Origin of the sequence: Amycolatopsis vancoresmycina (assembly GCF_000716785.1) — a bacterium.
Lineage (GTDB): Bacteria > Actinomycetota > Actinomycetes > Mycobacteriales > Pseudonocardiaceae > Amycolatopsis > Amycolatopsis vancoresmycina.
Window position 1 is genome coordinate 1,063,601 of record NZ_JNYY01000001.1, and the last position, 26,690, is coordinate 1,090,290.

At 71.3% G+C, this 26,690-nt stretch carries 23 protein-coding genes; 13 read left to right on the forward strand and 10 right to left on the reverse strand.

The window, feature by feature from the left end; genetic code table 11:
- Window positions 1-136 precede the first annotated feature (136 nt).
- On the forward strand, window positions 137-1,444 hold the full coding sequence (locus OO60_RS04510) for an MFS transporter (RefSeq protein WP_004558368.1): 1,308 nt from the start codon (window positions 137-139) through the stop codon (window positions 1,442-1,444).
- Here the strand turns inward: OO60_RS04510 and OO60_RS45345 are convergent.
- From OO60_RS45345 to OO60_RS04525, 4 genes are all read right to left on the reverse strand, one after another.
- A complete protein-coding gene (locus tag OO60_RS45345; RefSeq protein WP_155848986.1) occupies window positions 1,441-1,587 on the reverse strand; it encodes a hypothetical protein in 147 nt (48 codons plus the stop codon). The genes OO60_RS04510 and OO60_RS45345 overlap by 4 nt on opposite strands.
- On the reverse strand, window positions 1,588-2,325 hold the full coding sequence (locus OO60_RS04515) for an FHA domain-containing protein (protein ID WP_004558369.1): 738 nt from the start codon (window positions 2,323-2,325) through the stop codon (window positions 1,588-1,590).
- Between the two features lie 85 nt (window positions 2,326-2,410).
- A complete protein-coding gene (locus tag OO60_RS04520; protein ID WP_004558370.1) occupies window positions 2,411-4,504 on the reverse strand; it encodes a (Fe-S)-binding protein in 2,094 nt (697 codons plus the stop codon).
- A 31-nt stretch (window positions 4,505-4,535) separates the two neighbouring features.
- Window positions 4,536-4,952: a hypothetical protein gene (locus OO60_RS04525; protein ID WP_004558371.1), complete on the reverse strand. Its 417-nt coding sequence runs from the start codon at window positions 4,950-4,952 to the stop codon at window positions 4,536-4,538.
- Window positions 4,953-5,173: 221 nt separating this feature from the next.
- On the opposite strand from OO60_RS04525, the gene OO60_RS04530 reads away from it, so the two are divergent.
- A complete protein-coding gene (locus tag OO60_RS04530; protein WP_004558372.1) occupies window positions 5,174-5,836 on the forward strand; it encodes a nitroreductase family protein in 663 nt (220 codons plus the stop codon).
- Window position 5,837: 1 nt separating this feature from the next.
- Here the strand turns inward: OO60_RS04530 and OO60_RS04535 are convergent, their stop codons facing one another.
- The 3 genes from OO60_RS04535 to OO60_RS04545 all read right to left on the reverse strand — a co-directional run bounded on the left by OO60_RS04535 (window position 5,838) and on the right by OO60_RS04545 (window position 10,541).
- A complete protein-coding gene (locus OO60_RS04535; RefSeq protein WP_033260817.1) occupies window positions 5,838-7,940 on the reverse strand; it encodes a putative bifunctional diguanylate cyclase/phosphodiesterase in 2,103 nt (700 codons plus the stop codon).
- Between the two features lie 93 nt (window positions 7,941-8,033).
- Entirely contained in the window at window positions 8,034-9,131 is a 1,098-nt protein-coding gene (locus OO60_RS04540; protein WP_004558975.1) for an alpha/beta hydrolase, read from the reverse strand.
- A gap of 78 nt (window positions 9,132-9,209) precedes the next feature.
- Window positions 9,210-10,541 (reverse strand): cytochrome P450, encoded by a 1,332-nt coding sequence (locus OO60_RS04545; RefSeq protein WP_004558974.1) that lies wholly within the window; start codon window positions 10,539-10,541, stop codon window positions 9,210-9,212.
- A 123-nt stretch (window positions 10,542-10,664) separates the two neighbouring features.
- On the opposite strand from OO60_RS04545, the gene OO60_RS04550 reads away from it, so the two are divergent.
- Window positions 10,665-11,486, forward strand: coding sequence for an SAM-dependent methyltransferase (locus OO60_RS04550; RefSeq protein ID WP_004558973.1), 822 nt, complete (start codon window positions 10,665-10,667; stop codon window positions 11,484-11,486).
- Window positions 11,487-11,541: 55 nt separating this feature from the next.
- On the opposite strand, the gene OO60_RS04555 is transcribed toward OO60_RS04550, so the two are convergent.
- Window positions 11,542-14,469 carry a glycoside hydrolase family 3 protein gene (locus OO60_RS04555; RefSeq protein ID WP_004558972.1) on the reverse strand — a complete coding sequence of 976 codons (2,928 nt, stop codon included), beginning with the start codon at window positions 14,467-14,469 and terminating at the stop codon, window positions 11,542-11,544.
- 348 nt (window positions 14,470-14,817) lie between these two features.
- Here OO60_RS04555 and OO60_RS04560 point away from each other — a divergent pair, with 348 nt between their 5' ends.
- The 7 genes from OO60_RS04560 (at window position 14,818) to OO60_RS04590 (ending at window position 22,775) form a co-directional block, all read left to right on the forward strand.
- Window positions 14,818-15,825 (forward strand): LacI family DNA-binding transcriptional regulator, encoded by a 1,008-nt coding sequence (locus tag OO60_RS04560; protein ID WP_004558971.1) that lies wholly within the window; start codon window positions 14,818-14,820, stop codon window positions 15,823-15,825.
- 33 nt (window positions 15,826-15,858) lie between these two features.
- Window positions 15,859-17,091, forward strand: coding sequence for a sugar ABC transporter substrate-binding protein (locus OO60_RS04565; protein ID WP_004558970.1), 1,233 nt, complete (start codon window positions 15,859-15,861; stop codon window positions 17,089-17,091).
- Window positions 17,088-18,026 (forward strand): carbohydrate ABC transporter permease, encoded by a 939-nt coding sequence (locus OO60_RS04570; protein ID WP_004558969.1) that lies wholly within the window; start codon window positions 17,088-17,090, stop codon window positions 18,024-18,026. The genes OO60_RS04565 and OO60_RS04570 overlap by 4 nt, the downstream gene beginning before the upstream one ends.
- The gene (locus OO60_RS04575; RefSeq protein ID WP_004558968.1) at window positions 18,023-18,838 is read left to right on the forward strand and encodes a carbohydrate ABC transporter permease; all 816 of its coding nucleotides are present in this window, start codon (window positions 18,023-18,025) and stop codon (window positions 18,836-18,838) included. Before OO60_RS04570 ends, OO60_RS04575 begins: the two co-directional genes overlap by 4 nt.
- Before the next feature lie 9 nt (window positions 18,839-18,847).
- The gene (locus tag OO60_RS04580; protein ID WP_004558967.1) at window positions 18,848-20,848 is read left to right on the forward strand and encodes a glycoside hydrolase family 31 protein; all 2,001 of its coding nucleotides are present in this window, start codon (window positions 18,848-18,850) and stop codon (window positions 20,846-20,848) included.
- Between the two features lie 108 nt (window positions 20,849-20,956).
- Window positions 20,957-21,865, forward strand: a complete 909-nt coding sequence (locus OO60_RS04585) for an FG-GAP repeat domain-containing protein (RefSeq protein WP_004558966.1) — start codon at window positions 20,957-20,959, stop codon at window positions 21,863-21,865.
- A gap of 79 nt (window positions 21,866-21,944) precedes the next feature.
- On the forward strand, window positions 21,945-22,775 hold the full coding sequence (locus OO60_RS04590) for a CE1 family esterase (RefSeq protein WP_004558965.1): 831 nt from the start codon (window positions 21,945-21,947) through the stop codon (window positions 22,773-22,775).
- A 4-nt stretch (window positions 22,776-22,779) separates the two neighbouring features.
- Here the strand turns inward: OO60_RS04590 and OO60_RS04595 are convergent, their stop codons facing one another.
- A complete protein-coding gene (locus OO60_RS04595) occupies window positions 22,780-23,811 on the reverse strand; it encodes a helix-turn-helix transcriptional regulator (RefSeq protein ID WP_156081295.1) in 1,032 nt (343 codons plus the stop codon).
- A gap of 89 nt (window positions 23,812-23,900) precedes the next feature.
- Here OO60_RS04595 and OO60_RS04600 point away from each other — a divergent pair, with 89 nt between their 5' ends.
- Window positions 23,901-24,518, forward strand: coding sequence for a TetR/AcrR family transcriptional regulator (locus OO60_RS04600; RefSeq protein ID WP_004561919.1), 618 nt, complete (start codon window positions 23,901-23,903; stop codon window positions 24,516-24,518).
- Window positions 24,519-24,548: 30 nt separating this feature from the next.
- Here the strand turns inward: OO60_RS04600 and OO60_RS04605 are convergent, their stop codons facing one another.
- The gene (locus OO60_RS04605) at window positions 24,549-25,106 is read right to left on the reverse strand and encodes a YceI family protein (RefSeq protein WP_004561920.1); all 558 of its coding nucleotides are present in this window, start codon (window positions 25,104-25,106) and stop codon (window positions 24,549-24,551) included.
- A gap of 108 nt (window positions 25,107-25,214) precedes the next feature.
- On the opposite strand from OO60_RS04605, the gene OO60_RS04610 reads away from it, so the two are divergent.
- The gene (locus OO60_RS04610) at window positions 25,215-25,691 is read left to right on the forward strand and encodes a MarR family winged helix-turn-helix transcriptional regulator (protein WP_033260818.1); all 477 of its coding nucleotides are present in this window, start codon (window positions 25,215-25,217) and stop codon (window positions 25,689-25,691) included.
- A gap of 8 nt (window positions 25,692-25,699) precedes the next feature.
- Entirely contained in the window at window positions 25,700-26,686 is a 987-nt protein-coding gene (locus tag OO60_RS04615; protein WP_004561922.1) for a glutathione S-transferase family protein, read from the forward strand.
- The last annotated feature ends 4 nt before the right edge of the window (window positions 26,687-26,690 follow it).

The following is a 26,690-nucleotide window of genomic DNA, read 5'->3' on the forward strand; positions in this document are numbered from 1 at the left end:
CTCCGCGCTCCCGCCCGGCAAAAGGATCTCTTGACACCCGGGGTCCGGTCTCGCACCCTCTATTAACTAACTAGACCGTACATTGCTTCCCGTCGCAGTCTGCGCAACGAAGCACGGACGTCAGGAGCACCTCCCCGTGACCGGATCGATGCCCCGCAAGGCGGCGCTCGCCGCCTGGATCGGCAGCGCGCTCGAGTACTACGACTTCTTCATCTACGGCACCGCCGCCGCGCTCGTGTTCGGCAAGGTGTTCTTCCCCGCCTCCGCCCCGGCCACCGGCACCCTGCTGGCCCTGGCCACCTTCGGCGTCGGCTACCTCGCCCGGCCGGTCGGCGCCTTCGTGCTCGGCCACGTCGGGGACCGGTTCGGCCGCAAGCGGGTGCTCGTCTTCACCCTGCTGCTCATGGGTTTCGCGACGTTCTGCGTCGGCTGCCTGCCGACGTACGCGAGCGCCGGCGTCCTGGCGCCTGTGCTGCTGGTCGTGCTTCGCCTGCTGCAGGGGCTTTCCGCGGCCGGTGAGCAGGCCGGCGCCAACTCGATGTCGCTGGAACACGCCCCGGAACACCGGCGGGCGTACTTCACCAGCTTCACCCTGAGCGGCACGCAGGCCGGGCAGATCCTGGCCACCGCGATCTTCCTGCCGGTCGCCGCGCTGCCCGCCCCGGACCTGCTCACCTGGGGCTGGCGGCTGCCGTTCTGGGGCAGCGCGCTCGTCGTGGTCGTCGGGTTCGTGATCCGCCGCAAGCTCGAGGAGACGCCGGTGTTCGAACGCACCGAGGTCGCGAAGCTGCCGGTCGCGATCCTGTTCCGCCACCACTGGGCGGACGTCCTGCGCGTGGTGGTCGCGGCGACGATCGCCTCGGTGAGCACGATCTTCACCGTCTACGCGCTCAGCTACGCGGTCAACACGATCGGCCTGGCCCGCACCCCGATGCTGTGGGTCGGTGTGCTCGCGAACGTCGTCGCGCTGGCGGCGATCCCGCTGCTGGCCCGGCTCGCCGACCGCGTCGGGCGCAAACCGGTGTTCATCGCCGGGTGCCTCGCCTGCGGGGTGCTGATCTTCCCGTACCTGTGGTCGATCTCGATCGGCTCCTACGCGCTGCTGTTCGTGCTCGGCATCGTGCTGTTCGGGGTGGCGTACTCCGGTGTCAACGGGGTCTGGCCGGCGCTGTACGGCGAGATGTTCAGCGCCCGGGTCCGCCTGTCCGGCATGGCGATCGGCACCCAGATCGGTTTCGCGGTGGCGGGGTTCGCACCGAGCGTGGTGGCAGCGATCGGCTCCGGCAAAGAGGACTGGCTCGGCGTCGCGATCTTCACAGCGGCGGTGTGCGTGGCAGCGGCGCTCTCCGCGGCGACGGCTCGCGAGACCTACCGGGTGCCGACTGCGGAACTCGGCGGCGTCGAACCCGCGCCGCCGCGGGTCGCGTCCACTGTGGAGGGTTAGCGCGGCACGCCGGCCGCGGCGGCGAGAGCGCGCACCGCGGTCCACAGCCCGGCGCCGGCGGTCGCCAAGCCGCCGGCGTCCCGGAGCAGGTCCTGGACCTTCGCGCCCGCTCCCCGACCGCCGTGGAAGTGGATGCCGTCCACCTAGCGCCTCCGCTGCCGCGCCGCTTTGGACAGCACCAGCCCGATCATCGCGATCACCCCGCCCAGCCCGAACAGCGCGAAGCCCACCGCACCCAGCGGCACGCCGCCGAAGACGTCCGGGCCCAGCAGCGACGGCGGCGTGTCGGAACCGGCGCGGGAAACCGCCTTGGCGAACCGGAAGATCACCGACGCCCAGATCGCGAACCCGGCCAGCACCATCAGCAGCCCCAGCACCATGACCACGCGGCCGGCGCCCCGACCGGTGGCCAGTTCCGAGATCAGCTGCCCTTCGGGCGTGCTGAATTCGTAGTGCCGCCGGTTGTCGTAGCTGTGGTTGACGTCGCGCCCGGCGTTGGTGATCGTCCCGGCCGGCACGTCCCCGACCGAGACACCCCCGGCGCGCTGCCACGTCCGGGTGGCCGCCACCGGCACCGGCCCGTCGGAGTAGACCGCAGTGATCGGGCCGAACTCGAGCCGGTCGCCGTGCCGCAGCGGGTGGTCCTGCCCGGCGGCCAGCCGCCGCCCGTTGAGCCGGGTGCCGGTGCGCGACCCGGCATCGGAGACCCAGGTGCCCCGCCCGTCGCGCCGGATCCAGGCGTGCCGCAACGACACCTGGTCCGAGTACAGCCTCAGGTCCGCGTCGGGCCCGCGCCCGACCAGCCACGAGCCCCGCCGCACGGCCAGCCGCGCGACGGCCCCGTCGAGCGTCTCGATCCTCGCTTCAGCCTGCCCGGCCATCGGCCCTCTTCCCGTCGCACGGCTTCTTCGCCAAGGAAGAGCCGTGCGGCGGGCGGGCAGATATCGGACGAACGGGTGAACCCGGTCAGGGTTTCGGCGCGGGCGCCTTGACCCGTTCCAAGAGCAGCTGGGCGACGTCGCGGACGTCGACGTTCTCCGCCTTCTGCTCGCTCTGCCGCTGGACGAGCCCGTCGGTCAGCATCACGCGGCAGAACGGGCAGCCCGTCACGATCGTCTCGGCGTCCGTGGCGATCGCCTCGTCCACCCGCTCCAGGTTGATGCGCTTGCCGATCTGCTCCTCCATCCACATGCGGGCGCCGCCCGCGCCGCAGCACAGGGCGCGGTCCGCGTGGCGGGGCATCTCCGCCAGCGTTGCGCCCGTGGCGCCGACCAGCTCGCGCGGCGGGGTGTAGACCTTGTTGTGGCGGCCCAGGTAGCAGGGGTCGTGGTAGGTGACCTTCGGGCCGTCCTCGACCGGCTTGACCGGCGTGAGCTGCCCGCCACGGACCAGGCGGTTGAGCAGCTGCGTGTGGTGGACCACCTCGTAGTGGCCGTCCAGCTGGGGGTATTCGCGGCTCAGCGTGTTCAGGCAGTGCGGGCAGGTCGTGACGATCTTGCGCAGCCTCGGCTCGCGGCCCTCGAACACGGCGTTCAACGTCTCCGCCGTCTGCTGCGCCATCATCTGGAACAGGAACTCGTTGCCCGCGCGACGGGCCGGATCACCGGTGCAGGACTCCTCGTTGCCCAGCACCACGTACTTCACCCCGGCGATGTGCAGGAGCTCGGCCGTGGCGCGGACGGTCTTGCGCGCCTGGTCGTCGAACGCGCCCGCGCAGCCGACCCAGTAGACGTACTCGACGTCCTCGGCCAGCTCACCGTCGAACACCGGGACGTCGAAGCCCAGGTCCTTCGTCCACGCGAGCCGCTCGGAGTTGTTCTGGCCCCACGGGTTGCCCTTGGTCTCCAGGTTCTTGAACAGCCCGCCCAGCTCGGTCGGGAACGCCGACTCGATCATCACCTGGTAGCGGCGCATGTCGACGATGTGGTCGACGTGCTCGATGTCCACCGGGCACTGCTCGACGCACGCGCCGCAGGTGGTGCACGACCACAGGACGTCCGGGTCGATCACGCCGCCGTCGGCCTCCGGGCCGACGAGCGGGCGGGCCTCCTCGTGCTCGGTGCCCGCCAGGATGTAGGGCGCCTCCTCGAACAGGTTGTCGCGCAGGTTCATGATGACCAGCTTGGGCGACAACGGCTTGCCGGTGTTCCACGCCGGGCACTGCGACTGGCAGCGGCCGCACTCGGTGCACGTGGCGAAGTCCAGCATGCCCTTCCAGGTGAAGTCGCCGATCTTGCCGCGGCCGAACGTGTCGTCCTCGCCCGGGTCCTCGAAGTCGATCGGCTTGCCCGCGGACTCCATCGGCAGCAGCGGGCCCAGTGCGTCCGGCAGCCGCTTGGCCGAGACGTTGAGCGGCGCGACGAAGATGTGCAGGTGCTTGGAGTAGAGCACGATCGACAGGAACACCAGCATCACGCCGATGTGCAGCAGCAGGCCGACCGTCTCCAGCACCTCGGTCGTCGAGTGGCCGAGCGGCTCCAGCAGGTTCCCGACGCCGAGCGAGACGTACGCGCCCGACTGGTAGGGGAAGTTCCCGGACGCCGAGGACGCGCCGCGGAAGAAGAACATCGTCCAGACGACGTTGAAGATCATGACCAGGATCAGCCACGCGCCGCCGGTGTGCGAGCCGTAGAAGCGGGACGCGCGGTCCTTGCGCTCGGGGGCGTTCCGGATCCGGATGATCGTGAACACGCCCAGCGAAACGGCCACCGCGACGGCGATGAAGTCCTGCAGGAAGCCGAGCACCGCCCAGTGGCCGATCCACGGGATGGCGAACCTCTCGTCGAACAGCGCGCCGTACGCCTCGAGGTACACCGAAGCGAGGATCACGAAGCCCCAGAACGTGAAGAAGTGCGCCAGGCCGGGCACCGACCACTTCAGCAGCTTCCGCTGGCCGAACACCTCGCGCACCTGCGCGAAGACGCGGGCACCGAGCTCGTCGGACCGCTTGGTGTCGGGCTGGCCGGCCTTGATCAGCCGGTACAGGAAGGCCACCCGCCTGCCGGCGACGGCGAGGCCGACGACGGTCATGAGCAGGCCGAGGATGAGACGAACGAGCACGAGTCCTCCGCGTCGTGATGGAAGGACCGGCTCAGTGCGAGCCGGTGTAGTACCGGCACGCCTGGCACGCGTACCGCATCTTCGCGACCCGCCAGCGTTTCCGGTACAGATCGAGGTCGGGCGACCGCCGGACGCCGAGGCGCTGGTAACGCCCGGGCCGCCGGCCGGTTTCGTACTGCTCGGTCGCGCGGCCGAGGTGGGCGCGCCGCAGCACGCACCCCCGCGTCCGGCAGCGGCCGAGCGCGCTGCGGCAGAACCGGTGCAGCAGCACGAGGTCGCCGGTCAGTTCTTCGACCACGCCGTACCCGGGGTGGTCGCCCGGCCCGGCGAGCCGCACCGGCAGCCCGCAGTACACGCATTTGAGCGTGCAGGTGAGGCAGCCGGTGAGGTGCCTGAGCCGCAGTTCGCGCCGGTCTTCGGAGCCGGGTCCTCGGACGCGCGACGCCATCTGGCCTCCTGGAGCGACTGTGATCGGCACCACTGTCTGCTACTGGAGGGTAATGAGGAGATCACTTCGCGCGACAGGACCGAACGGACTAGTTGCCCTACACCGTTCAGCGCAATTTGCGGAGCAAGGATCACCTTACTGTCCGTAGAACGGACGCTCCACACCGCAAATCGTACGTTCGGCCCTGCTGCCGGCTCCGTGTTCCCCGCCACAATCCGGACATGACCTACCACCCGGTTCCCTACCGGCCCGCCCGGCTGCCCGACGACGAGAGCCTCGCCCGGGCCGCCACCCTGCGGCAGCACATGGAGGCGCGGCGCTCGGTCCGGATGTTCTCCCCCGACCCGGTCCCCGAACGCGCGGTGCTCGACGCGATCGCGGTGGCCTCGACCGCCCCGAGCGGAGCCCACCAGCAGCCGTGGACGTTCGTCCTGGTCGCCGATCCCGACGTGCGCCGCCGGATCCGCGAAGCCGCCGAAGCCGAAGAACAGCTCTCCTACGACGGCCGGCTCGGCGACGAATGGCTCGCCGCGCTGCGGCCCCTCGGCACGGACGCGGTGAAGCCGCACCTGACGGACGCGCCGTACCTGATCGTCGTGTTCCAGCAACGGTTCGCCCTCGACGAGGACGGCGGCGTCCGCAAGCACTACTACGTCGACGAATCGGTCGGCATCGCGGTCGGCATGCTGCTCACGGCGCTGCAGGTGGCCGGCCTGGCGGCGTTGACGCACACGCCGTCGCCGATGCGGTTCCTCGGGGAGCTGCTGGGCCGTCCCCGCAACGAAAAGGCGTTCGCGGTGATCCCGGTGGGCTACCCGGCCGACGACTGCGTCGTTCCGGACCTGCGGCGCAAGCCCCTCGGCGAAGTCCTCGTCCGGATCTGACTCAGCACGCCGGCAAGCCATCCGGCAGCTCGGGGAACGCCGGGCCGGAAACCAGGTCCGCGCCCCGCTCCTGCCACCACTCCGCCTGCGCCGGGGTCTCGACGCCGTCGGCCGACACCGACGCCCCGGCCGCGTGGGCCGCATCGACCAGCGCCGACAGCGTGCCCGTCACCAGCGGGTGCTCCCGGCGCGCCACCAGGTTCGGCGCGAGCCGGACCCCGCGGACCGGGAACTCCGCGAGGCAGGTCGCGTCGCCGAAGCCGTGGAGCTCCACCGGGACACCGATTTCGGCGAGCACCCGGATGTTGTCCGCCGCGTCACCGGTGTCCGCCGTGAGCACCGCGGCCGGGAAACCGGGGCGCAGGCGGTCCGGCGGCAGGCCGGTGTCGTCCAGGACGCGGCGGATTTCGCCGACCAGCTCGGGGTCGGCGGCCTGCGGCGCGGTCAGCTCGACGACGAGCGGCACGCCGAGCCCGGACGCCGCCAGCCGCTCGGCCGCCGTGCGCAGCAGCCAGGTGCCCAGCGGCAGGGCGAGCCCGGTCGCCGCCGCCAGCCGGACGCACGTTTCGTGCGCCAGCACGCCTTCGCCGGGGTGGTTCCAGCGCAGCCGGGCTTCGACGCTCTCGACCGAGCCGTCTTCCGGGCGCACCAGCGCGCGGTAGCCGACTTCGACTTCGCCGTTCTCCCACGCGCCCGCCATCGCCGCGGCCAGGCCGAAGCCGTGCCGGTCGCGCCGGTCCAGCTCGCGGTCGAACAGGCCCCACTGGTTGCCCGTCCGGCGCACGCGCCGCAGCGTCAGGTCCGACGCGCGGAGCAGCTCCGCGGGCGTGACGTCCCGTGGCGGCCGGTGGACGACGCCGATGGCGGCCGACACCGCGACCCCGTGCTGCCCGTCGACGTACTCGGGCTCGGCGAACTCGCGGGTGATCCGGCGGACCAGCGTCGCCACGTCCGGGGTGTCCGCGGTGTTCTGCACCAGGACCCCGAACTCGTCGCCGCCGAGGCGGGCGACCAGCGCCTTCTCCGGCTCGAAGACCGTCTTCAGCTTGGCGGCGGCCCCGCGCAGCACCCGGTCCCCGAGCTCCTGGCCGAGCCCGCCGTTGATCTGCGAGAAGCCGTCGAGGTCGAGGTGGAAGAGCGTGGCGCCGTGGGCCGGGTCCGCGTCGCGCAGCAGGGTTTCCAGGCGGGTGCTGAAGAACTGCCGGTTCGGCAGCCCGGTCAGCACGTCGTGCAGCGCCTGGTGGCTCAGCCGCCGCTGCAGCAGCGACACCTCGGTGTCGTCGTCGACGATGGTGAGCACCTGCCGGGGCGTGCCCACCGCGTCCCGGATCACCGACGCGGCGAAGGTGGCCCACATCGGCTCGCCGTCCTTGCCGACCAGGCGCCGCCCGGTGCGCAGCCGGTGCAGCCGGCCCGCCACCAGGTCGCGGTAGCCGTCCCGCAGCTGCTCGACGTCCTCGGGGTGGACGAGGTCGAACAGGGTCAGCGCGGCGATCTCGGCCGGCGTGCGGTTGAGCGTCTTGGCCAGCGCCGCGTTGGCCCGCAACACCCGGCCGTCCGGCTCGGTGAGCGCGACGCCGCTGGCCGAGCCGGCGAACACCTCCTCGAACTGCGCGCGGGTGATGACCTGTTTCTGCCGCGTCTCCTGCTCGACCTTCAGCAGGGCGCGGCTCAGGCCCTCCTGCCGCTTCTGGATGTCCTCGCGCAGCATCTCGCCGTAGCCGGAGCTGAGCGCGCCGAGCACCAGCACGACCCGCTCGGCGAGGCCGTCGACCCCGCGCAGCTCCGGCTCGCGCAGCAGCGCCTTGGCCAGCACCTCCAGGCTGCGCCGCAGGCTGTCCGCGCCGACGCACCGCAGCTCGACCAGCCGGCCGCCCGCGGCGGCGGCCGCCTCGACGTCCGGCGGATCGCTCACGACCGCCTCGAAGAGCCGGCCGGACAGGGCCGCCAGCTCACGCTCGATCTCCTCGGGGGTGTGCGGCAGGTAGGCCGTGGTGCTGATCAGGTAACCCCACTTGCGCGCGAGCGTGCCGAGCCGGCGCGCCGCGCGTTCGGCGGACGGTTTCTTCCGTGGATCGTCACCGCGGGGATGAGGAGCAGTCACCTCAGGCCGTCCAAGAGTTCCAGGAGTTCAAGGCACCCACCGGGTCGGGTCGACCGATTCATCTTGGCCCGGGATTGCGCGGAACGCACGGGTTCAGTTTCGTCCGATCGAGTGATAACCCTGCGGAGCGATCCCCAGGCGGTCCTGCAGCCACGAACGGGTGGCACTGCGGTATTCGCCGGCGTTTTCGTGCAACGCCACGGAATGCCCCGCCCCGGGCAGCACGTACACCGACAGCTTCGACGGATCGGCGTAGTAGGGCGCTTCCTGCGCCCGCAGCACGCCGGCGTCCGAACAGTCACGCAACGCCAGAACTCCGCAAAAAAGGACGTCCTTTTCCCCGACCACCTGGAAAACCGGTACGGTGATTCCCCACGTCGACGGCAGTACGATGCCGAACAACGCGACCGAGCCCATCCCCGGCACCGAAACCTGGTCCTTGGTCGCCTCGTCGGCGGCGATCACGGCGGGGTCCGCGTCGCCCGCGGCGTAGAACAACCCGGCCCGCGCACCCGGCCTCGTCGTGAAGTACAGCGGGTCGCTGCCCAGCGTCGCCAGCTGGCTGTCGAGCATCGCCGGCTGCAGGCCGAGCGCCGCGCCGAGGGCCAGCACGGGCAGCGCGGGCAGGTGCGTGATGCCGGTGAGGACGACGCCGTCGACGTCGTGGTAGGTCGACGCCTCCACCGCGACGATCCCCGACCCGACCGAGTGGCCGACGATGACCACCTTCGCGAACGGCGCCCCGCCGGCCCGGCCGGCGCGCAGGTGGCCGATCACCTCGTGCATCGACTCCGCCTCGGCCCAGACCGACAGCGGCAGGCTCAGCGGCCGGCTGCTGCGCCCGGCGCCGAGCTGGTCGGCGGCGAACGTCGCGTAGCCGTGCGCGGCCATGTCGCGCTGGTAGGAGTACTGCTCCGGCTCGTACGGCAGGTCCCAGTACGCGCTGTTGTACGTCCCGCCGTGCACGAGCAGCTGGACGGTGTCCGGCACCGCACCCGCGGGCAGGCACAGCCGGCCGTGCACGGTCGCCGGGGCGCCGGGCACGAGGGGTGGCAGGCCCGGCCCGGAAACCGGCAGGTCCGTGTCGGTGCAGGAGATCGCCGCGGCCTCGGCGGGGACCGCCGCGGTCAGCGAGGCGAGCAGGACACCGCAGGCGAACAACGCCGACGTCAGCTTGAGCGGCCGTCTCACGCCGTAGTTCCCTTTCGTCGGGCACAGCTGGCTGTTCAGGACCCGAGAACACTACACCCGGTAGTGGAACCGGTACCGTCAGGTCCGGCGGGGCACCACGGTCATCGGCAGCCGGTTCGGCTGCATCGTGGCCTTGATCTGCGCGTACACCTTCCGGCCCGGGACCGGGACCAGCCGCCAGCGCGCCCCGATCGTCGCGGCGACGATGCCGATCTCCGTCGGCGCGAAGACGTGCCCCGGGCACAGCCGGGCGCCGGCGCCGAACGGGATGTACGCACCCTTGGGCAGTTCCGCGGCGCGGCCGGGCGCCCAGCGGTCCGGGTCGAACCGGTCCGGATCGGGGAACCAGCGCGGATCGCGGTGCAGGGTGTGCTGGCTGACGGCGACCTCGCTGCCCGCCGGGATCGCCACCCCGCCGAGTTCGACGTCCTCCCGGGCGCGGCGCATGAGGATCAGCGGCGGGGTGCGGCGGACGATCTCGTTCACGATCTGGTGCGTGTACCCGAGATCCGGCAGGTCTTCGAAGCGCGCGGCCCGGCCGCCGAGGACCTCGTCGACCTCCGCGTGGAACCGCCGTTCGACGTCAGGGTGCTGTCCGAGTTCGTGGAAGAACCAGGCCAGCGCGACCGCGGTGGTCTCGGCGCCGGTGGTGAGGATGGTGATGACCTCGTCGTGCACCTGGCGGTCGGACATGCCCTCGCCGGTCTCCTCGTCGCGGGCCAGCAGCAGCATCGAGAGCAGGTCGCCGTGGTCGGCGCCGGCTTCGCGGGCCTTGACGACGGTCTCGCCGATCACGTCGCGCAGGCGCGCGGCCGCGGCGTCGAACCGCCGGTTCGGCGGGATCGGCAGCTTCTCGACGAACGCCGGGGAGAACGCCCGGACCAGCACGTACCTGAGCATGACGGGGATCGAGCGCCGGATCTCCGCCAGTGCTTCGTCGCCGAGCGCGGTGGAGAACAGCGTCTGGCCGGCGATGGTCAGCACGAGGTCCTGCATCCGCTGGTCGAACTGGACGACCTCGCCCGGGCGCCAGGAGCTCGCGAGTTCGTCGGCCAGTTTCGTCATGGTGTGCTCGGCGTAGCCCGCGATCCGGGTGCGCCCGAAGGCCGGCATCACCAGGCGGCGCTGGCGGCGGTTGAGCTCGCCGTTCGAGGTGGCCAGGCCGTCGCCGAAGAGCGGGCGCATCTTGTCGAAGACCAGGCCCTTGTCGAACTTGTCGCCGTCGGTGGCCAGCACCTGCCAGGCCAGCTCCGGGGTGGTGACCACGTGCACCGGCAGCGGGCCGAGGTGGATTTTGACGACTTCTCCGTGCGCGGACAGGGAAGTGAAGAACTTCAGCGGGTCACGCAGCAGGGGCACGGTGTGCCCGAGCAGGGGCAGCCGGCCGGGAACGGGACGCGGGTTCGCCATGGCCTCGCCTCCTCGTGACCGGGCCACCCTAGCCGGGCACCGCCGCCCCGGAGCGCGAGTCCACACGAACGGATGAGGGGGCTAAGCTTCGCCACTCCAGAGTCCGCGAGGGTGGGAGGTCCCGTGACCGGGGAGCTGAGCTGGGTACCGCCGGAGATCGACACCACGGTGCCGAACCCGGCGCGGGTGTACGACTTCTGGCTCGACGGCGACCACAACTTCGCCGCCGACCGCGCGCTCGGCGAGCAGATCCTCCGGATCATGCCGGGCATCCGCGACGCGGCCCGGCTCAACCGCGCCTTCCTGCGCCGCGCCGCGCGGTACATGGTGAACGCCGGGATCCGGCAGTTCCTCGACGTCGGCTCCGGCATCCCGACCGTCGGCAACCTGCACGAGATCGTCCAGCAGGCCGACCCGTCGTGCCGGGTGGTCTACGTCGACCGCGAGCCGGTCGCGGTCGCCCACAGCGAGCTGCTGCTGCAGGGCAACGACAACTGCGCGGTGCTGCAGGCCGACCTGCGCGACGTCAACGACATCTTCGACGCCGAGCCGGCGCGCCGGCTGCTCGACCCCGACCAGCCGACCGGCGTGTTCATGTTGCTGCTGCTGCACTTCGTGCCCGACTCGTGGGACCCGGCCGGCATCCTGGCCCGCTACCGCGACCGGCTCGCACCGGGCAGCTTCCTGGCGGTCACGCACGTGGCGGCCGACTCCGGCTCGGCGGGCCTCGACGAGGCGATCGAGGTCTACACGAACCGGCAGAACCAGCAGAACCGGCCGTTCCCGCGCACGCACGACCAGGTGCTCCGGTTCTTCGAGGGCTTCGACCTGGTCGAGCCGGGCCTGGTCGGCTGCGCGATGTGGAACCCGGAGGGGGCCGGCGACATGTCCGACACCCCGTCGGTCAACTCCCTCCCCTACGCCGGCGTGGGCCGCAAGCCGTGACCCCGCGGTCGTGAGTGGTAAGGCGAGTTAGAACACGCCTTACCACTCACGACCGTCACCGCAGGGAGAACGTTGCCAGGTTCGCCGGGCCGTCGAACGTCAGGTAGACGTCGTGGCGGCCGGACACCTTGGCCAGCGCCGCCGTCACCGTCGTGTAGGCGTAGTGGTCGCCGGTGGCGGGCACCGGAGCCGTGCCCAGTACGCGGCCGGTCGGCGAGTCCAGGCGGACCGTGACGTGCGATGCCGCCGGCGCGGACACCGAAGCCGAGAACCGCGCCGGGCCGGTCAACGCCGCATTGCGGTACGCCACCCAGCTCCCGGCCACGGCCGCGACCGACGTACCCGACACCTTCGCCGTGTCCGTCAGCGTCGTCCCGGAGTAGTCGTCGAAGTTCTGGGCCTGCGTCGGACGGCTCAGGTCGCGCGGCAGGGGCTGTTCCCCCGGCACGAAGACCGGCTGCGGTGCCGAAAGCTCTCCCGCGTTGCGGCCCACCGAGAACTCGTACACCCCCGCCGCCACCACGGACCGGTCCCGGGAGACGTCCCAGGACGCCAGGTCCGCCACGGGCACCTCGAACCGCAGCGTGCGGGTCTGGTTCGGGGCCAGGGTCACCTTCGAGAAGTCCCGCAGCCGCTGCACGCCGGAGTTCTTCGAGTAGAGCTGGACGACGTCGGTGCCGGCACGGGCCCCGGTGTTCGTCACGTCCACACTGACCCGGACCTTGTCGCCGGCCCGCACGGCACGCACGCCGTCGTACCGGAAGCTGGTGTAGCTCAGCCCGTACCCGAACGGGAACAGCGGCTTCCCGCGGTAGTACTGGTAGGTCATCCCGGTCTTGGCGATGTCGTAGTCGTGGATGTCCGGCAGCCCGGCGTCGGCGGCGTACCAGGTCTGGGTGAGCCGCCCGCTCGGGTCCCGGTCGCCGAAGAGCACGTCGGCGACCGCGTGCCCGGTCTCCTGGCCCGCGTGGCTGGTCCACAGGATGCCGGGCACGGACAGGGTGTCCCAGCCGGTCGTCGGGTAGCTGTTCTCCACCACGACGACGGTGTGCGGGTTCGCCTTCTGCACCGCCTCGATCAGCGCGCGCTGCGCCGGGGCGAGTTCGGTGCTCGTGCGGTCGTTCGCCTCGCGGCCGTTGATGAACGGCATGCTGCCGACCACGACGACGGCGGTGTCCGCGTCCTTCGCGGCGGCGACCGCGCTGCCGACGCCGCTGGTCAGCACGTCACGGCCGAACCTGGTCGCGTGGGCGGCGTCCGGGGAGGAGATCGTCAGGACGCCGTCCGCGCCGACGACGGCGAACTTGTTCGGGCCGAACCACGGCTCGGTCACCTCGTTGCCCGCGTATTCGAGCACGTAGCTGCCGTCGGGCTGGGCGTCGAGCTTGAGCTGCTGCTGCACGAACCAGCCGGCCGGCTGGTCGACGTCGTTCACCAGCGCGCCGCCGGAGTAGCTGAGGAACTTGCCGTTGGCGGCCGCGCGCAGGGTGTTCTTGCCCGCACCCCAATCGTAGACGTCGAAGGACTCCGCCGTTCCGGCGACGGTGCCACCGGCAGTGATCTTGCCGGTGACCGCCGGGGCCGTCAGGTACCGGCCGGTCGAGAGGTCCTTCAGCGCGATCCGGTCGACGCCTTCCGACGACGCGACCGTGCCCGCGGTGCCGAGCCGCTCCGCGATGCCCTGCACCGGGGTGACCTTGTACTGCATCGCGCCGCTGTACCAGTCTTCGTACAGCGTGTTCGACAGCGGGCCGACGACGGCGATCTTCTTGTTCCGCGCGGCGTTCAGCGGCAGCGCGCCGCCGTTGTTGCGCAGCAGCACCATCTGCTCGTCGGCGGTCGTGCGGGCCAGTGCCCGGTGTTCGGGCGAGCCGATGACGGCCGGGGTGATCTTCGCGTACGGGTTGCGGCCCGGCGGGTCGAACTCCCCGAGCCGGAACCGCAGCGAAAGCAGGTGACGGTCGGCGTTTTCGACGTCCGCCATGGTCAGGAAGCCCTTGGCGAGAGCTTCCTTGACCGCGGCGACGGTGATCGAGCCGTCGGTGTCGTTGTCGGTGAAGCTGTCGAGCCCGGCCTTGATCGCCGCCGCGTCCCCCTCGGCCTTGGTGGCGTAGTACTTCTCGGAGTTGACCAGGTTGGACGGCGCGCCCGCGTCGCTGACGACGGCGATGTCCCCGGGGGCCCATTTCCGCAGCGCCCCGTCGAGCTCCGGGCTCACGTGGTTGGGCCGCCCGTTGACCAGGTTGTAGGACGGCATGACAGCGTTGGCCGCGCCCGCCTGCAGCGGGATCTTGAACGCCTGCTCGTCGTAGTCGTGCAGGATCTTCGGCGGCACGGACGAGTTGCTCGTGTCGCGGTTGACTTCGTTGTTGTAGGCCAGGAAGTGCTTCAGGGTCGGGGCGGCCTGCAGGTAGCGCGGGTCGTCGCCCTGGATGCCGTGGCCGTACGCCACCGCGAACTTCCCGGTCAGGTAGGGGTCTTCGGAGTAGCCCTCTTCGTTGCGGCCCCACCGCGGGTCGCGCAGCAGGTTCACCACCGGGGCCCAGAGGTTGAGGCCCCACAGCGTCGGGTTGCGGACGTTGAAGCCGCGGGCCTCCTGCCCGACGGCCGCGCCCACCTGCTTGACCAGCTGCGGGTCCCAGGTGCTGGCCAGGCCGATGGCCTGCGGGAACACCGTGCCGTCGGCTTTGACGACGGCGCCCTTGTCGTCGTAGTCGGTCGACCAGGCCACGCCGTGCAGGGCTTCGGTGCCCGTCTTGAACACGCCGATGCCGAGCCGCGGGATGGCCGGCTCGTACTGGTGCAGCAGCGAGATCTTCTCGTCCGCCGTCAGCCGGGACAGCAGGTCGTCGATCCGCGCGGCCAGCGGCAGCGACGGGTCGCGGAACGGCGGTGGCGGCGCCGCGAGCGCCGGCGAAGGGGCCAGCAGCAGGGTCGCGGCCACCGCCGGGACGAGGGCACGGCGGAACAGGGACTTGCGCACGGACGGCCTCCGGAATCGTCGAATCGTTTCGACGGCGCGGCGCGGAACATTCGCGTCGAAGGGTGGGAGCGTGACGACTATTACAGCCGGGTGAGGATGTGGTCAAGGGTTCCTGGGAACGCTCCCAGAGGCAGCGGCCGGACCCCGGCAATCCCGCGCTGAGCTGCGACAAGAACGGCTATCAGGCAGTTTCGACGAATTCGACGCACGGGCCCGTTGTCGAATCCGAATCGAATACCGGCGAACGGCGAATGGCGCTTGTGTTTCCGCCCGGTGTCACCTACCTTCGTGCCATCGTCGATGCGCTTCGACACCGACGCACCCTCCCCCGTCCCCAGGAGGCCGCCCGTGGTCACGATCAACGACGTCGCCAACGCGGCCGGGGTCGCCCCGAGCACGGTGTCGTACGTGATCAGCGGCAAGCGCTCGATCTCGCCGAAGACCCGGCGGCTGGTCGAGGACAGCATCCGCAAGCTCGGGTACCACCCGCACGCCGGGGCGCGGGCACTGGCCAGCAGCAAGACCAACGTCCTCGCGCTGGTCGTGCCGCTGCGCACGGACCTCAACGTCGCCGTCGTGATGGAGTTCGTCGCCTCGGCGGTCACCGCGGCCCGCGCGCACGACCACGACCTGCTGCTGCTCACCAAGGACGAGGGACCCGCTGCGCTGCAACGGGTCGCGTCGTCGGCGATCGCCGACGCGCTGATGGTGATGGACGTCGAAACCGCCGACCCGCGGGTGCCGATGCTGCTGGCCCTCGACCTGCCGGTGGTGCTCATCGGCGTGCCGGACCACCCGGCCGGGCTCAGCTGCGTGGACCTCGACTTCACCGCGGCCGCCTCGGCGTGCGTCGCGCACCTGGCCGACCTCGGCCACTGCTCGATCGCGCTGATCGGCCCCTCCCCCGCGGTCTACCGGCGCGGCACGAGCTACGCGACGCGGTTCCTGCGCGGTTTCGACGAAGCCGCGAAAAGCCGTGACGTGCGGGCGGCCTCCCGGTCGTGCGCCCACTCCTACGAAGCGGTGAGCGCCTGCCTGGACGACCTGCTCGCCACCGACCCCGGCCTGACCGGCCTGGTCGTGCACAACGAGGCCGTGCTGCCCGGCCTGCTGTCGGACCTGCGCCACCGCGGCCTGCGGGTGCCCGAGGACATCTCGGTCATCGCCGTGTGCCCGGACAGCATGGCCGAGCAGCACGCCGTCGCGCTGACCAACGTGGCCATCCCGGCCGAGGAGGTCGGCACCCAGGCCGTCGAGATGACCATGCGCCGGCTCGCCGGCCACACCACCCCGGAGGTCCGGCTGCTCGGGCCCCGCCTCACCCGGCGCGAGAGCACCGCCGCGCCGCACGCCTGACCGGTTCTGCTTCGCCGCCGAAGGAGATTCACCATGTCCTCAGTTCGTCGCGCCCTCGTTCTGACCGCCGGCGCCGCCCTGCTGGCCGCCTGCAGCCCCAGCCCGGCGCCGTCCGCGCCGGCCGGCTCCGGCGCCCCGGCCGCCACGTCGATCACCGAACTCGACTACTACGCCGACGAACAGGGTTCCGCCGCCTGGCAGAAGATCCTCGACACGTGCGCCGCGCAGACCGGGATCAAGATCGAGCGCCAGAAGGTGCCGACCGCGCAGATGCTGCCGAAGGTGCTGCAGGGCGCCAGCTCGAAGACGCTGCCGAACCTGCTGTTCACCGACAACCCGACGCTGCAGCAGGTCGCCGCGACCGGCGCGCTGACCCCGCTGGACGGCTACGGCATCACCACCGACGGCTACTCCCCGAGCATCGTCAAGGCCGGCACCTACCAGGACAAGGTGTACGGGGTCGCCCCCGGCGTCAACGGCCTCGCGCTCATCTACAACAAGGACCTCCTGCAGGCCGCGGGCGTCCAGCCGCCGAAGACGTGGGACGAGCTGAAGGCCGCGGCGGCGAAGCTGACCAAGGACGGCAAGTACGGGCTCGCCTTCTCCGCCGTCCCGTCCGAAGAGGGCACCTGGCAGTTCCTGCCGTTCTTCTGGAGCAACGGCGCCGAACTGTCCCGATTGGACTCTCCGCAGGCGACGCAGGCGCTGCAGTACGTCACCGATCTGGTGAACTCCGGTTCGGCGTCGAAGTCCGTGGTGACCTGGAACCAGAACGACGTCGCCGACCAGTTCGTCGGCGGCAACGCGGCGATGATGGTCAACGGGTCGTGGAACATCGCCCGGCTCGACGAGCAGAAGTCGCTGCACTACGGCGTGGTGCCGATCCCGGTGCCGCAGGCCGGCGGCAAGCCGGTGGTCGCGCTCGGCGGCGAGGTCGGCACCGTGCCGGTCACGAACGGGCCCGGCCAGCAGGCCGCCGGCAAGGTGCTCTCCTGCATCCTGTCCGAGCCGACGATGCTCGAGTGGAGCAAGGCGCACGCCTACATCCCGTCGAAGACGGCCACGGCGCAGAAGTTCGGCACCGAGCAGCCGGCGATGCAGGCGTTCGTCGACGAGGTCGGCACGGCCCGGTCCCGCACCGCCGAGCTCGGCGAGAAGTACCCGAAGGTCTCGCAGGCGCTGGCCGACGCCCTCCAGGCGGCGCTGACCGGCAAGACCCCGGTCGACCAGGCCCTCAAGGCCGCGCAGCAGACGAGCGGCTCGTGACGCTCGCCGCCGCCCCGGCGGTCTCGTCGGCGCCGCGCGCGAACCGGAAGTCCCGCCGGGACAACCGGTTCGCCGCGTGGGCGTTCCTGCTGCCCGCCCTGGCCTACGTCGTCGTGTTCTTCGGCTATCCGCTGGCCGCGAACCTGGTGATGAGCACCCAGAACTACACGGTGAAGTCGTTCTACACCGGCGAGGCACCTTTCGTCGGCTTCGCGAACTACTCGGCCGTGCTGAACAACCCGCTGTTCTCGACGGCGACGCTGAACACGGTGCTGTTCACCGCGGGGTCGCTCGTCTTCCAGTTCGGCATCGGCCTGGCGCTCGCGGTGTTCTTCAACGGCCGCTTCCTCGGCAGCGCGCTGCTGCGGTCGCTGCTCCTGCTGCCGTGGCTGCTGCCGCTGGTGGTCAGCGGCGCGGTCTGGCGGTGGATGTTCGACCAGGACCACGGCGTGCTCAACGCGGGCCTGCGTGCCGTCGGCCTCGACGCGGTGCCGTGGCTGAGCAGCACGAACTGGGCCCTTCCGGCGGTGATCCTCACCAACATCTGGATCGGCATCCCGTTCAACCTGGTCATCCTGCACGGCGGGCTGCGCGCGATCCCGGCGTCGCTCTACGAAGCCGCCGAGCTGGACGGCGCCGGGGCGTGGCAGCGGTTCCGGCACGTCACCTGGCCGCTGCTGCGGCCGGTCACCGGGATCGTGCTGATGCTCGGGCTGGTCTACACGATCAAGGTGTTCGACGTGATCATGGTCGTCACCGGCGGCGGCCCGGCCAACGCGACCCAAACGCTGACGACGTGGTCCTACCGGCTGTCCTTCCAGGACTTCGCGTTCGGCCAGGGCGCCGCGGTCGGCAACGTCCTCATCGTGGTGGCCACGGTGTTCGGGCTGCTCTACCTGCGTTCGGCGAAGGCGACCCTGGCGGAGGCGGCGTGAAGACGGCGAACTGGCCGCGGACGGCGGCAGGCGTGCTGATCGTCGCGGTGCTGCTGTTCCCGCTGTACTGGATGGTCAACGCCTCCCTGCAGCCCAGCGGCGCGCTGCTGCGCCCGGACCCGGCGTTCTTCCCCACCGGCGGCACGCTGGACGGCTACCGGAAGGCCCTCGCCACGCAGGGCCCGAACCTGCTCTCCAGCGTCGTCGTCGCGGCCGGCACGGTGCTCGTGTCGCTGCTGGTGGCGGCGCCCGCGTCGTACGCGCTGGCCCAGCTGAAGGTGCGCGGCGGCCCGGTGCTGGTGTTCGTGCTGCTCATCGTGCAGATGATCCCGGGGATCGTGATGGCCAACGCGCTCTACACGGTGTTCAGCAACCTCGGCCTGATCGACAACTACCTCGGGCTGGTGCTGGCCGACTCCACCGCGACCATCCCGTTCGCCATCCTCCTGCTGCGGGCGTTCATGATCTCCGTGCCGAAGGAGCTCACCGAAGCGTCCCGGGTGGACGGTGCCGGGTACTGGCGGACGTTCTTCTCGATCATCCTGCCGGTCAGCCGCAACGCGCTGGTCACCGCCGGGCTGTTCGCGTTCCTGTTCGCCTGGGCCGACTTCCTGTTCGCCGTCACCCTCACCACCGGGCAGTCGTTCGAGCCCATCACCGTGGGCATCTACCGGTTCGTCGGCAACCAGTCCGCCGACTGGAACGGGATCATGGCCACCGCCGTCCTCGCCGCGATCCCCGCGGCCGTCCTGCTCGTCGTCGCCCAGCGTTACGTCGTCGCCGGGCTGACCAGCGGCGCCGTCAAAGACTAAGGAGTCCGCTTGATCGCCACGACCGAAGACGGCCGCTCGCTCGAAGTCAGCGTGCGGCACGAGGTGCTGCGCATCGAGCCGTGGGGCGAGGGCAGCCTGCGCGTGCGCGCCGGGCGGCACCGCATCCTCGACGACGTCCCGGGCGCGCTGCTGCCCGCGAAGCCGTCGGCGGCGTCCGCGGAGGCGTCCGGGCGCTCGGGCCGGGTGGTCAACGGCGGCCTCACCGCGATCGTCGAGATCGCCGACACCGACACCGGGATCGACGCGCAGCTGCGGTTCGTCCGCACGGACACCGGCGAGGAGCTGCTGTCCGAGCAGCGCGCGCACTTCTGGTGGCCCGGCGCCCGGCTGTTCATGCCGTCGCGCAACGGCTACGGCCGGCTGGAACAGCGGTTCAGCGCCTACGACGGCGAGCGGCTCTACGGCCTGGGGCAGCACACGCACGGCCGGCTCGACCAGAAGGGCCTGGTGCTCGACCTGGTGCAGCGCAACGCCGAGGTGTCGGTGCCGTTCCTGCTGTCCAGCCGCGGCTACGGGTTCCTGTGGAACAGCCCCGCCGTCGGCCGGGTCGAGCTGGCGGAGAACGGCACCCGCTGGGTCGCCGACGACGCCCGCCAGCTCGACTACTGGATCACCACCGGCGACGGCCCGCGGCAGATCCTGGGCCACTACGCCGACGCGACCGGCCACGCGCCGATGCTGCCGGAGTGGGCGGCCGGGTTCTGGCAGTCGAAACTGCGCTACCGCACCCAGGAGGAGCTCCTGGCCGTCGCCCGGGAGTACCACGAGCGCGGGCTGCCGCTTTCGGTGATCGTGGCGGACTTCTTCCACTGGACGCACCTGGGCGACTGGAAGTTCGACCCGGCGGAGTGGCCGGACCCGGCCGGGCTGGTGCGCTCGCTTTCCGAGCTCGGCGTCAAGCTGATGGTTTCGGTGTGGCCGTCGGTCAGCCCGCTCTCGGAGAACTACCGCGAGCTGCACGAACAGGGGCTCCTGGTGGCTGCCGAGAGCGGCGTCCCGGCGCACGCGCCGTGGAAGGACAAGGGGTTCGGCGTCGAGATGCCGGTGGCGTTCTACGACGCGACCAACCCGGAAGCGCGGCGGTTCGTCTGGAACAAGGTCAAGGAGAACTACTACGACCTGGGTGTGCGCGCGTGGTGGCTGGACGGCGACGAGCCGGAGATCCAGCCCGGCCACCCGCACAACCTCGGCTTCCACGCCGGCCCGGGCGCGGAGGTGTTCAACCTCTACCCGCAGGCGAACGCGCAGACGTTCCACGACGGCATCCGCGCCGAGGGCGACGACGAGGTGGTGCTGCTGAGCCGGTCGGCGTGGGCGGGCAGCCAGCGGTTCGGCGCGGCGCTGTGGTCGGGTGACGTCGGGGCGACGTGGGAGTCGCTGCGGGCGCAGGTGCGGGCCGGGCTCAACGTGGCACTGGCCGGCATCCCGTGGTGGACGACCGACATCGGCGGCTTCCACGGCGGCGACCCGGCGTCGCCCGGATACCGCGAGCTGATGGTGCGGTGGTTCTCCTACGGCGTGTTCTGCCCGCTGTTCCGGCTGCACGGCTTCCGCGACCCGCGGCCGGCGTTCGGCCCGGAGATGACCGGCGGCCCCAACGAGGTCTGGTCGTTCGGTGCGCCGGCGTACGAGGCGATCACGGCGTCCCTGCGGTTGCGCGAGCGGCTGCGGCCGTACCTGATGGAGCAGATGCGCGTGGCGCACGAGCAGGGCATCCCGCCGATGCGGCCGGTGTTCGTCGACTTCCCGGCGGACGCGGCGGCCTGGGACGTCGACGACCAGTTCCTGCTCGGCCCGGACCTCCTGGTGGCGCCGGTCCTCGAACCCGGCGTGACGGCCCGCCGGGTGTACCTGCCCGCGGGCGCTTCCTGGACGGACGCGGTGACCGGCACGCGCCACGAAGGTGGCACCCGGGTGGAGGCGCCGGCCCCGGCCGAGCGGATCCCGGTGTTCCTCCGCGACGGCGTGGAGCTGCCGATTCGCGATTGATACCGGCCGTATTCGATCTTGTCAACCCCCAAAGCTCGGGGTACCCGGGCTCCCCCGCGCCGGCGGATCCTCATCGGGTCCACATCGTCGACTCCAGGGGGAGGAACCATGCTGGGAAGGAAGATCGCCGCCGTGGCGGGGGTGGTGTCGGCCGCGCTCGCGTTCGCCGTCGCGCCGCCCGCCGAAGCCGTGGCGGGCAACGCGGACCTGCTGTGGCACGACGCGAAGACCGGGGAGCTGGGTGCCTGGCTCACCGACGGGCACGGCACGGTGCTCAAGGACAACCGGCTGTCCTGGAAGTGCGGGCCGGACTGCGCGAACCAGTGGCGGGTGGTCGGCGCGGGTGACTTCGACAACGACTTCACCTCCGACGTGCTGTGGCACAACGCCACGACGGGCGAGCTGTCCGCGTGGATCCTGGACGGCCAGGGCACCGTCACGAAGGCGCTGTCGCTCGACTGGAAGTGCGGCCCGGAGTGCGCGAACCAGTGGAAGGCCGTCGCCATCGGGGACTTCAACGCCGACAACAAGTCGGACGTCGTGTGGCACAACGCGACCACCGGCCAGGTGAGCGTGTGGCTGCTCGACGGGAACGGGCACGTGACCGGCAACCCGGACCTGTCCTGGCCGTGCGGGCCTGCCTGCGCCAACCAGTGGAAGGTGGTCGGCGCCGGGGACTTCAACGAAGACGGCCTCGACGACCTGTTGTGGCACAACGCCACGACCGGCGAAGTGTCCGCGTGGCTCCTCAACGGCAAGCAGACGGTCACCGGAGACCTGAAGCTGTCGTGGAAGTGCGGGCCCGACTGCGCGAACCAGTGGCAGATCGTCGGGGTCAACGACTTCGACAACGACTTCAAGAACGACGTCGTGTGGCACAACGCCACCACCGGTGAAGTCGCGACCTGGACGCTCGACGGCCACGGCGGGGTGACCGGCGACCCGCGGCTGTCCTGGAAGTGCGGCCCCGGCTGCGCGAACGAGTGGAAGGCCGTCGCCACCGGCAACTTCGGCTGATCCCGGTGAACCCGGCGCTTCCCGCACCGAGGGGGAGGGGAAGCGCCGGGTTCACCCCCGTCGTCGACGAGGAGTTCCCATGCTGCACCCCCGAAAGCTCGCCGGGGCGGTTCTCGCTTTCCTGCTGGGCACGGGCCCGGTCGTGGCCGGCCCGCCACCGGCGTCCGCGAGCACCGCCTGCACCCTGGCCCCCACTTCGGGCACCGTCGCCCGCGAGGCGGCGGGCCGGGCCTACCACGTGAACGTGCCGCCGGGCCTGCCCGGAGCTCCGGTGCCCCTGCTGCTCAGCCTCCACGGCGCGCTCCAGCCGTACGCCCTGCACGAACGGGAGACGCGGTGGTCGGACAGCGCCGCCGCGAAGCACTTCATCGTCGCCTACCCGTCGGCGGCCGGGCCGGCGTGGGACGCCGACCGGCGTTCGGGGGACGTCGCCTACCTGCGCGCCGTCGTCGAGGACGTCTCCCGGACCTGGTGCGTCGATCCGCACCGGGTGCACGTGGAGGGCTTTTCCAGCGGCGCCAACATGTCCGCGCGGCTCGCCTGCGACGCCTCAGACGTGTTCGCCTCGGTCGCCGCCTACGCCGGCGTGTCCCCTGCGTTCACCGGCAGCCCGTGCACGCCGGACCGGCCGATCTCGGTGGGCCTGTTCCACAGCGACGGCGACCTGATCAGCCTGCCCCCGCTCGCGGTGGCGCACCGGAACGAGTGGCTGCAGCGCAACGGCTGCCCGGCGACGCCGGTGACCGAGCCGGGCGTCCCGGTGGAGGCCGCCGTGTACGGCCCGTGCCGCGCGGGCGTCCAGGTGGTCTGGCGGGTCTACCGGGGCACGCACTTCTGGCCCGGGGACGGCGACCGGGCCGACATCGCCGAACGCATGTGGGCGTTCTTCGCGCGCAACCCGCTGCCGTGAGACCTCATCGGGAGAGCGCCGCGACGATCTCCTCGCGGCCGGTGCAGCCCGTCTTGCGGTAGAGGGCCTTGAGGTGCTCGTTCACCGTGTGCACCGACACGTCCAGCCGCCGGGCGATCTGCTTGGCGGGGATGCCGTCGGGGAGGTGGCCGAGCACGGCGCGTTCCCGCCCGGTGATCTCGTACCAGGACGCCAGGGCGGGCAGCAGTTCCGTCCCGGCCGACCGGACGACCACGGCCACGTCGCCCCGGCCGTCCGCGTCGAGCGGCTGGCCGTGCACGCTGACCCAGCGCCCGGCGTAGGCCGAGGGCAGGCACGCGACCGGGCGCGGGCTCGCCGGGTCGCGGGCGAACCGCCGTCCGGCGATCGCCACTTCGCACGAGAGGGCCTTCGCCGCCCACTCGGGGCCGGCCAGCGACCCCGGGAGGCGGATTTCTCGCAGCCACGCGTGCGCCTCGGGCGTGATCCCGCGGACCGCGTGGTCGGCGCCGACCACGATGACGCCCGGCGGCAGGTCCCGGTCCGGCGGCCGCAGCGACGGCGCCCGCACGTAGGTGCGCGACGCCGCCACCAGCGGCGGGACGAGCCGCGCGACGCGGTCGACGTCGTCCGGTGCGAACGGACGGCCGCCCTGCTCCCGGAACAGCGCGAGCGTGCCCCACACGCCCTTGGCGCCGCGCAGGACCAGGCGCAGTTCGCTGCCGAACCCGTTGTCCAGCAGGATCCGGTGCGCGAGCGGGTCACGCGCGTCGACCACGTGCCCCGGGACGCCCCGCCGCGCCTGCCCGGCCGGATGGGCCGATTCCCGGCCGGAGTAGAAGGCGATCAGCTGCGTCCAGTCGACCTTCGGGGTGAGCCGGTGCCAGAAGCCGAACGAGGGCAGGTCGGTACCGGGATGGCGCCAGCACAGGTGGAGGGCGTCGTGGGCGACGAGGACACCGATGGCGCGGGAGACGGCTTCCCCCATTTCGTCCGAGGTGAGGCCTTCTCCCGCCACCGCGCAAAGGCCGCGTTCCAGCCGGTGTGTGTCTTTCACGCACCCGAGTGTCCGGATGTCCCGATTCCACCGGAAGCGATCTGCGGGGCCTTCACCTGAAGGACCACCCTTTGGGGCAGAATGGACCTGTGAGTCCAAAGCTGACCGCGAAGGGCGCCGCGACGCGGCAGCGGATCGTCGAAGGCGCCGCGGCGGAGATCCGCGAGCGCGGGGTCGCCGTCACGACGCTGGACGACGTCCGGGCGCGGACGGGGACCAGCAAGAGCCAGCTGTTCCACTACTTCCCGGACGGCAAGGAAGAGCTCCTGCTGGCGGTGGCGCGGTTCGAGGCCGACCAGGTCCTGGCGGTCCAGCAGCCGCAACTGGGCCGCCTGACGTCGTGGGCGGCGTGGCAGCGGTGGCGGGACACGGTCGTCTCGCACTACGACAGCCGGGGGCAGCACTGCCCGCTCAACGTGCTGATCTCGCAGCTCGGCCGGGCGACGCCGGGAGCGCAGGCGGTGGTGAGCGAAATGCTGGGGCGCTGGCAGGCGGAGATCGCCGCGGGCATCCGCCACTTGCAGGAGGCAGGCGAGGTCGCCGCGGAACTGGACGCGGAACGCACGGCGGCCGCCCTGCTGGCCGGCATCCAGGGCGGCGTGGTGGTGATGCTGTCGACGGGCCGCATCGATCACCTGGAGGCGGCACTCGACGTCGGCATCGGAAACCTGCGGGCTAGCGGCGTCGTGAGTGGTAAGGCGAGTTAGAACTCGCCTTACCACTCACGAGCCCCGGGCTCAGGCGGACTTGATCGCGGAGATCTCGAACTCCAGCGTGACCTTGTCGCTCACCAGCACGCCACCGGTCTCGAGGGCGGCGTTCCAGGTGATGCCGTAGTCCTTGCGGCTGATCGAGGTGGAGCCCTCGAAGCCGATCCGGTCGTTGCCGAACGGGTCCTTCGCGGCGCCCTCGAACTCGAACGGGATGGTCACCGAACGGGTGACGTCCTTGATCGTCAGGTCGCCGGTCACCTCGAAGCTGGTCTCACCGGTCTGCTTGATCTCGGTCGAGGCGAAGGTGATCTGCGGGTACTCGTCCATCGACAGGAAGTCGTTGCTCTTCAGGTGCCCGTCGCGGTCGGCGTTGCGGGTGTCGATGCTGTGGGCCTGGATGGTGACCCGGGCCGACGACTTCTCCGGCGCGTCGCCGTCGATGGTGGCGGAGCCGGTGAACTCGTTGAAGCTGCCGCGCACCTTGGTCACCATGGCGTGGCGGGCGACGAACCCGATCCGCGAGTGCGTGGGGTCGATGGTGTACTCGCCGGTCAGCTGGGGGTAGGTGGTCGCGCTGGTCATCGCTGTTTCTTCTCTCCTCGTGGTGGCACCCCCCGGTGATTGAGGGTTCAACGACACTGTACTCACTTTGGCTGGTTGCGCAAGCAAGCATTGGGTAGAGTGGCCCTCATGGGTGAACTGTCCGCTCTCGACCTCGACGAAGCCGCCTTCTGGCGGCCGCTGATGCGCATCATGACCGCGCTGCCGCGCGCGCTCGAGGACCACTTCCTCCCCGAGACGGGCCTCACCATCACCGACTACGGGGTGCTGGTCGCGCTGTCCGAGGCGCCCGGCCACCTGCTGCGGATCTCGGCGCTGGCCGCGACGACCGGGCTGTCGCTGAGCCGGATCAGCCGGGTGGTCGACGACCTGACCCGCCGCGGCCTGGTGGAGAAGCGCCGGTGCGCCGAGGACGGCCGCGCGTCCAACGCCGTGCTGACCGCGGCCGGATTGGCCAGACTGGAGGCGGCCTTCCCGAGCCACCTGGCCCGCGTGCGGGCGTCGGTGTTCGACCACCTGAGCGCCGAGGACGTCCGCACGGCCGCGCCGGTGCTGGCCCGGCTGGCCGCGGCACTGGACACCACTCCCCCGACCGACGACTGCTGAGGACGCCGATGACCGACAAGGGCGAGTACGAGCGCGACCTGAACTACCTCCCGGACCGCATCACCGCGGACGGCCGCGACGGCTGGCCGGTCGAGTCCGGCCGGTACCGGCTGGTGGTGGCGCGGGCCTGCCCGTGGGCGAACCGCGCGGTGATCGTGCGCCGGCTGCTGGGCCTGGAACCGGTGTTGTCGATGGGCATCGCGGGCCCGGTGCACGACGAGCGCAGCTGGAGCTTCGACCTGGACCCGGACGGCCGGGACCCGGTGCTCGGCATCGAGCGCCTGCAGGAGGCGTTCTTCAAGCGCGACCCGGAGTACCCCCGCGGCATCACGGTGCCGGCGTTCGTCGACGTCCCGACCGGCCAGGTGGTCACCAACGACTTCGCGCAGATGACGCTCGACATGTCGACCGAGTGGACGGCCTACCACCGCGACGGCGCCCCGGAGCTGTACCCGGAGAAGCTGCGCGACGAGATCGACGACGTGGCCCGGAAGGTGTTCACCGACGTCAACAACGCGGTCTACCAGGCCGGTTTCGCGCGGTCGCAGGAGGCGTACGAGCGCGCGTACGAGAAGCTGTTCGCCCGCCTGGACTGGTTGTCGGAGCGCCTGGCGGACCAGCGTTACCTGGTCGGCGACACGATCACCGAGGCGGACATCAGGCTGTTCACGACGCTGGCCCGGTTCGACGCGGTGTACCACGGCCACTTCAAGTGCAACCGGCAGAAGCTCACGGAGCTGCCGGTGCTGTGGGCGTACACCCGCGACCTGTTCCAGACGCCGGGCTTCGGCGACACGATCGACTTCGCCCAGATGAAGGAGCACTACTACGTGGTGCACAGGAACGTGAACCCGACGGGCATCGTCCCGGCGGGCCCGGACGTCTCGGGCTGGCTGACCCCGCACGGGCGGGAGGAACTGGGCGGGCGCCCGTTCGGCGATGGGACACCGCCAGGGCCGCCTCCGGAGGCGGAGAGGGTGCCCGCCCTGGGGTGACAGG

What these genes read in the sequence shown, in the direction of transcription:
- OO60_RS04515 (WP_004558369.1), bottom strand. Translation starts at nt 2,325, where the DNA reads ATGGCCGGGCAGGCTGAAGCGAGGATCGAGACGCTCGACGGGGCCGTC.
- OO60_RS04525 (WP_004558371.1), bottom strand. Translation starts at nt 4,952, where the DNA reads ATGGCGTCGCGCGTCCGAGGACCCGGCTCCGAAGACCGGCGCGAACTG.
- OO60_RS04530 (WP_004558372.1), top strand. Translation starts at nt 5,174, where the DNA reads ATGACCTACCACCCGGTTCCCTACCGGCCCGCCCGGCTGCCCGACGAC.
- OO60_RS04545 (WP_004558974.1), bottom strand. Translation starts at nt 10,541, where the DNA reads ATGGCGAACCCGCGTCCCGTTCCCGGCCGGCTGCCCCTGCTCGGGCAC.
- OO60_RS04565 (WP_004558970.1), top strand. Translation starts at nt 15,859, where the DNA reads ATGTCCTCAGTTCGTCGCGCCCTCGTTCTGACCGCCGGCGCCGCCCTG.
- OO60_RS04585 (WP_004558966.1), top strand. Translation starts at nt 20,957, where the DNA reads ATGCTGGGAAGGAAGATCGCCGCCGTGGCGGGGGTGGTGTCGGCCGCG.
- OO60_RS04590 (WP_004558965.1), top strand. Translation starts at nt 21,945, where the DNA reads ATGCTGCACCCCCGAAAGCTCGCCGGGGCGGTTCTCGCTTTCCTGCTG.
- OO60_RS04605 (WP_004561920.1), bottom strand. Translation starts at nt 25,106, where the DNA reads ATGACCAGCGCGACCACCTACCCCCAGCTGACCGGCGAGTACACCATC.
- OO60_RS04610 (WP_033260818.1), top strand. Translation starts at nt 25,215, where the DNA reads ATGGGTGAACTGTCCGCTCTCGACCTCGACGAAGCCGCCTTCTGGCGG.
- OO60_RS04615 (WP_004561922.1), top strand. Translation starts at nt 25,700, where the DNA reads ATGACCGACAAGGGCGAGTACGAGCGCGACCTGAACTACCTCCCGGAC.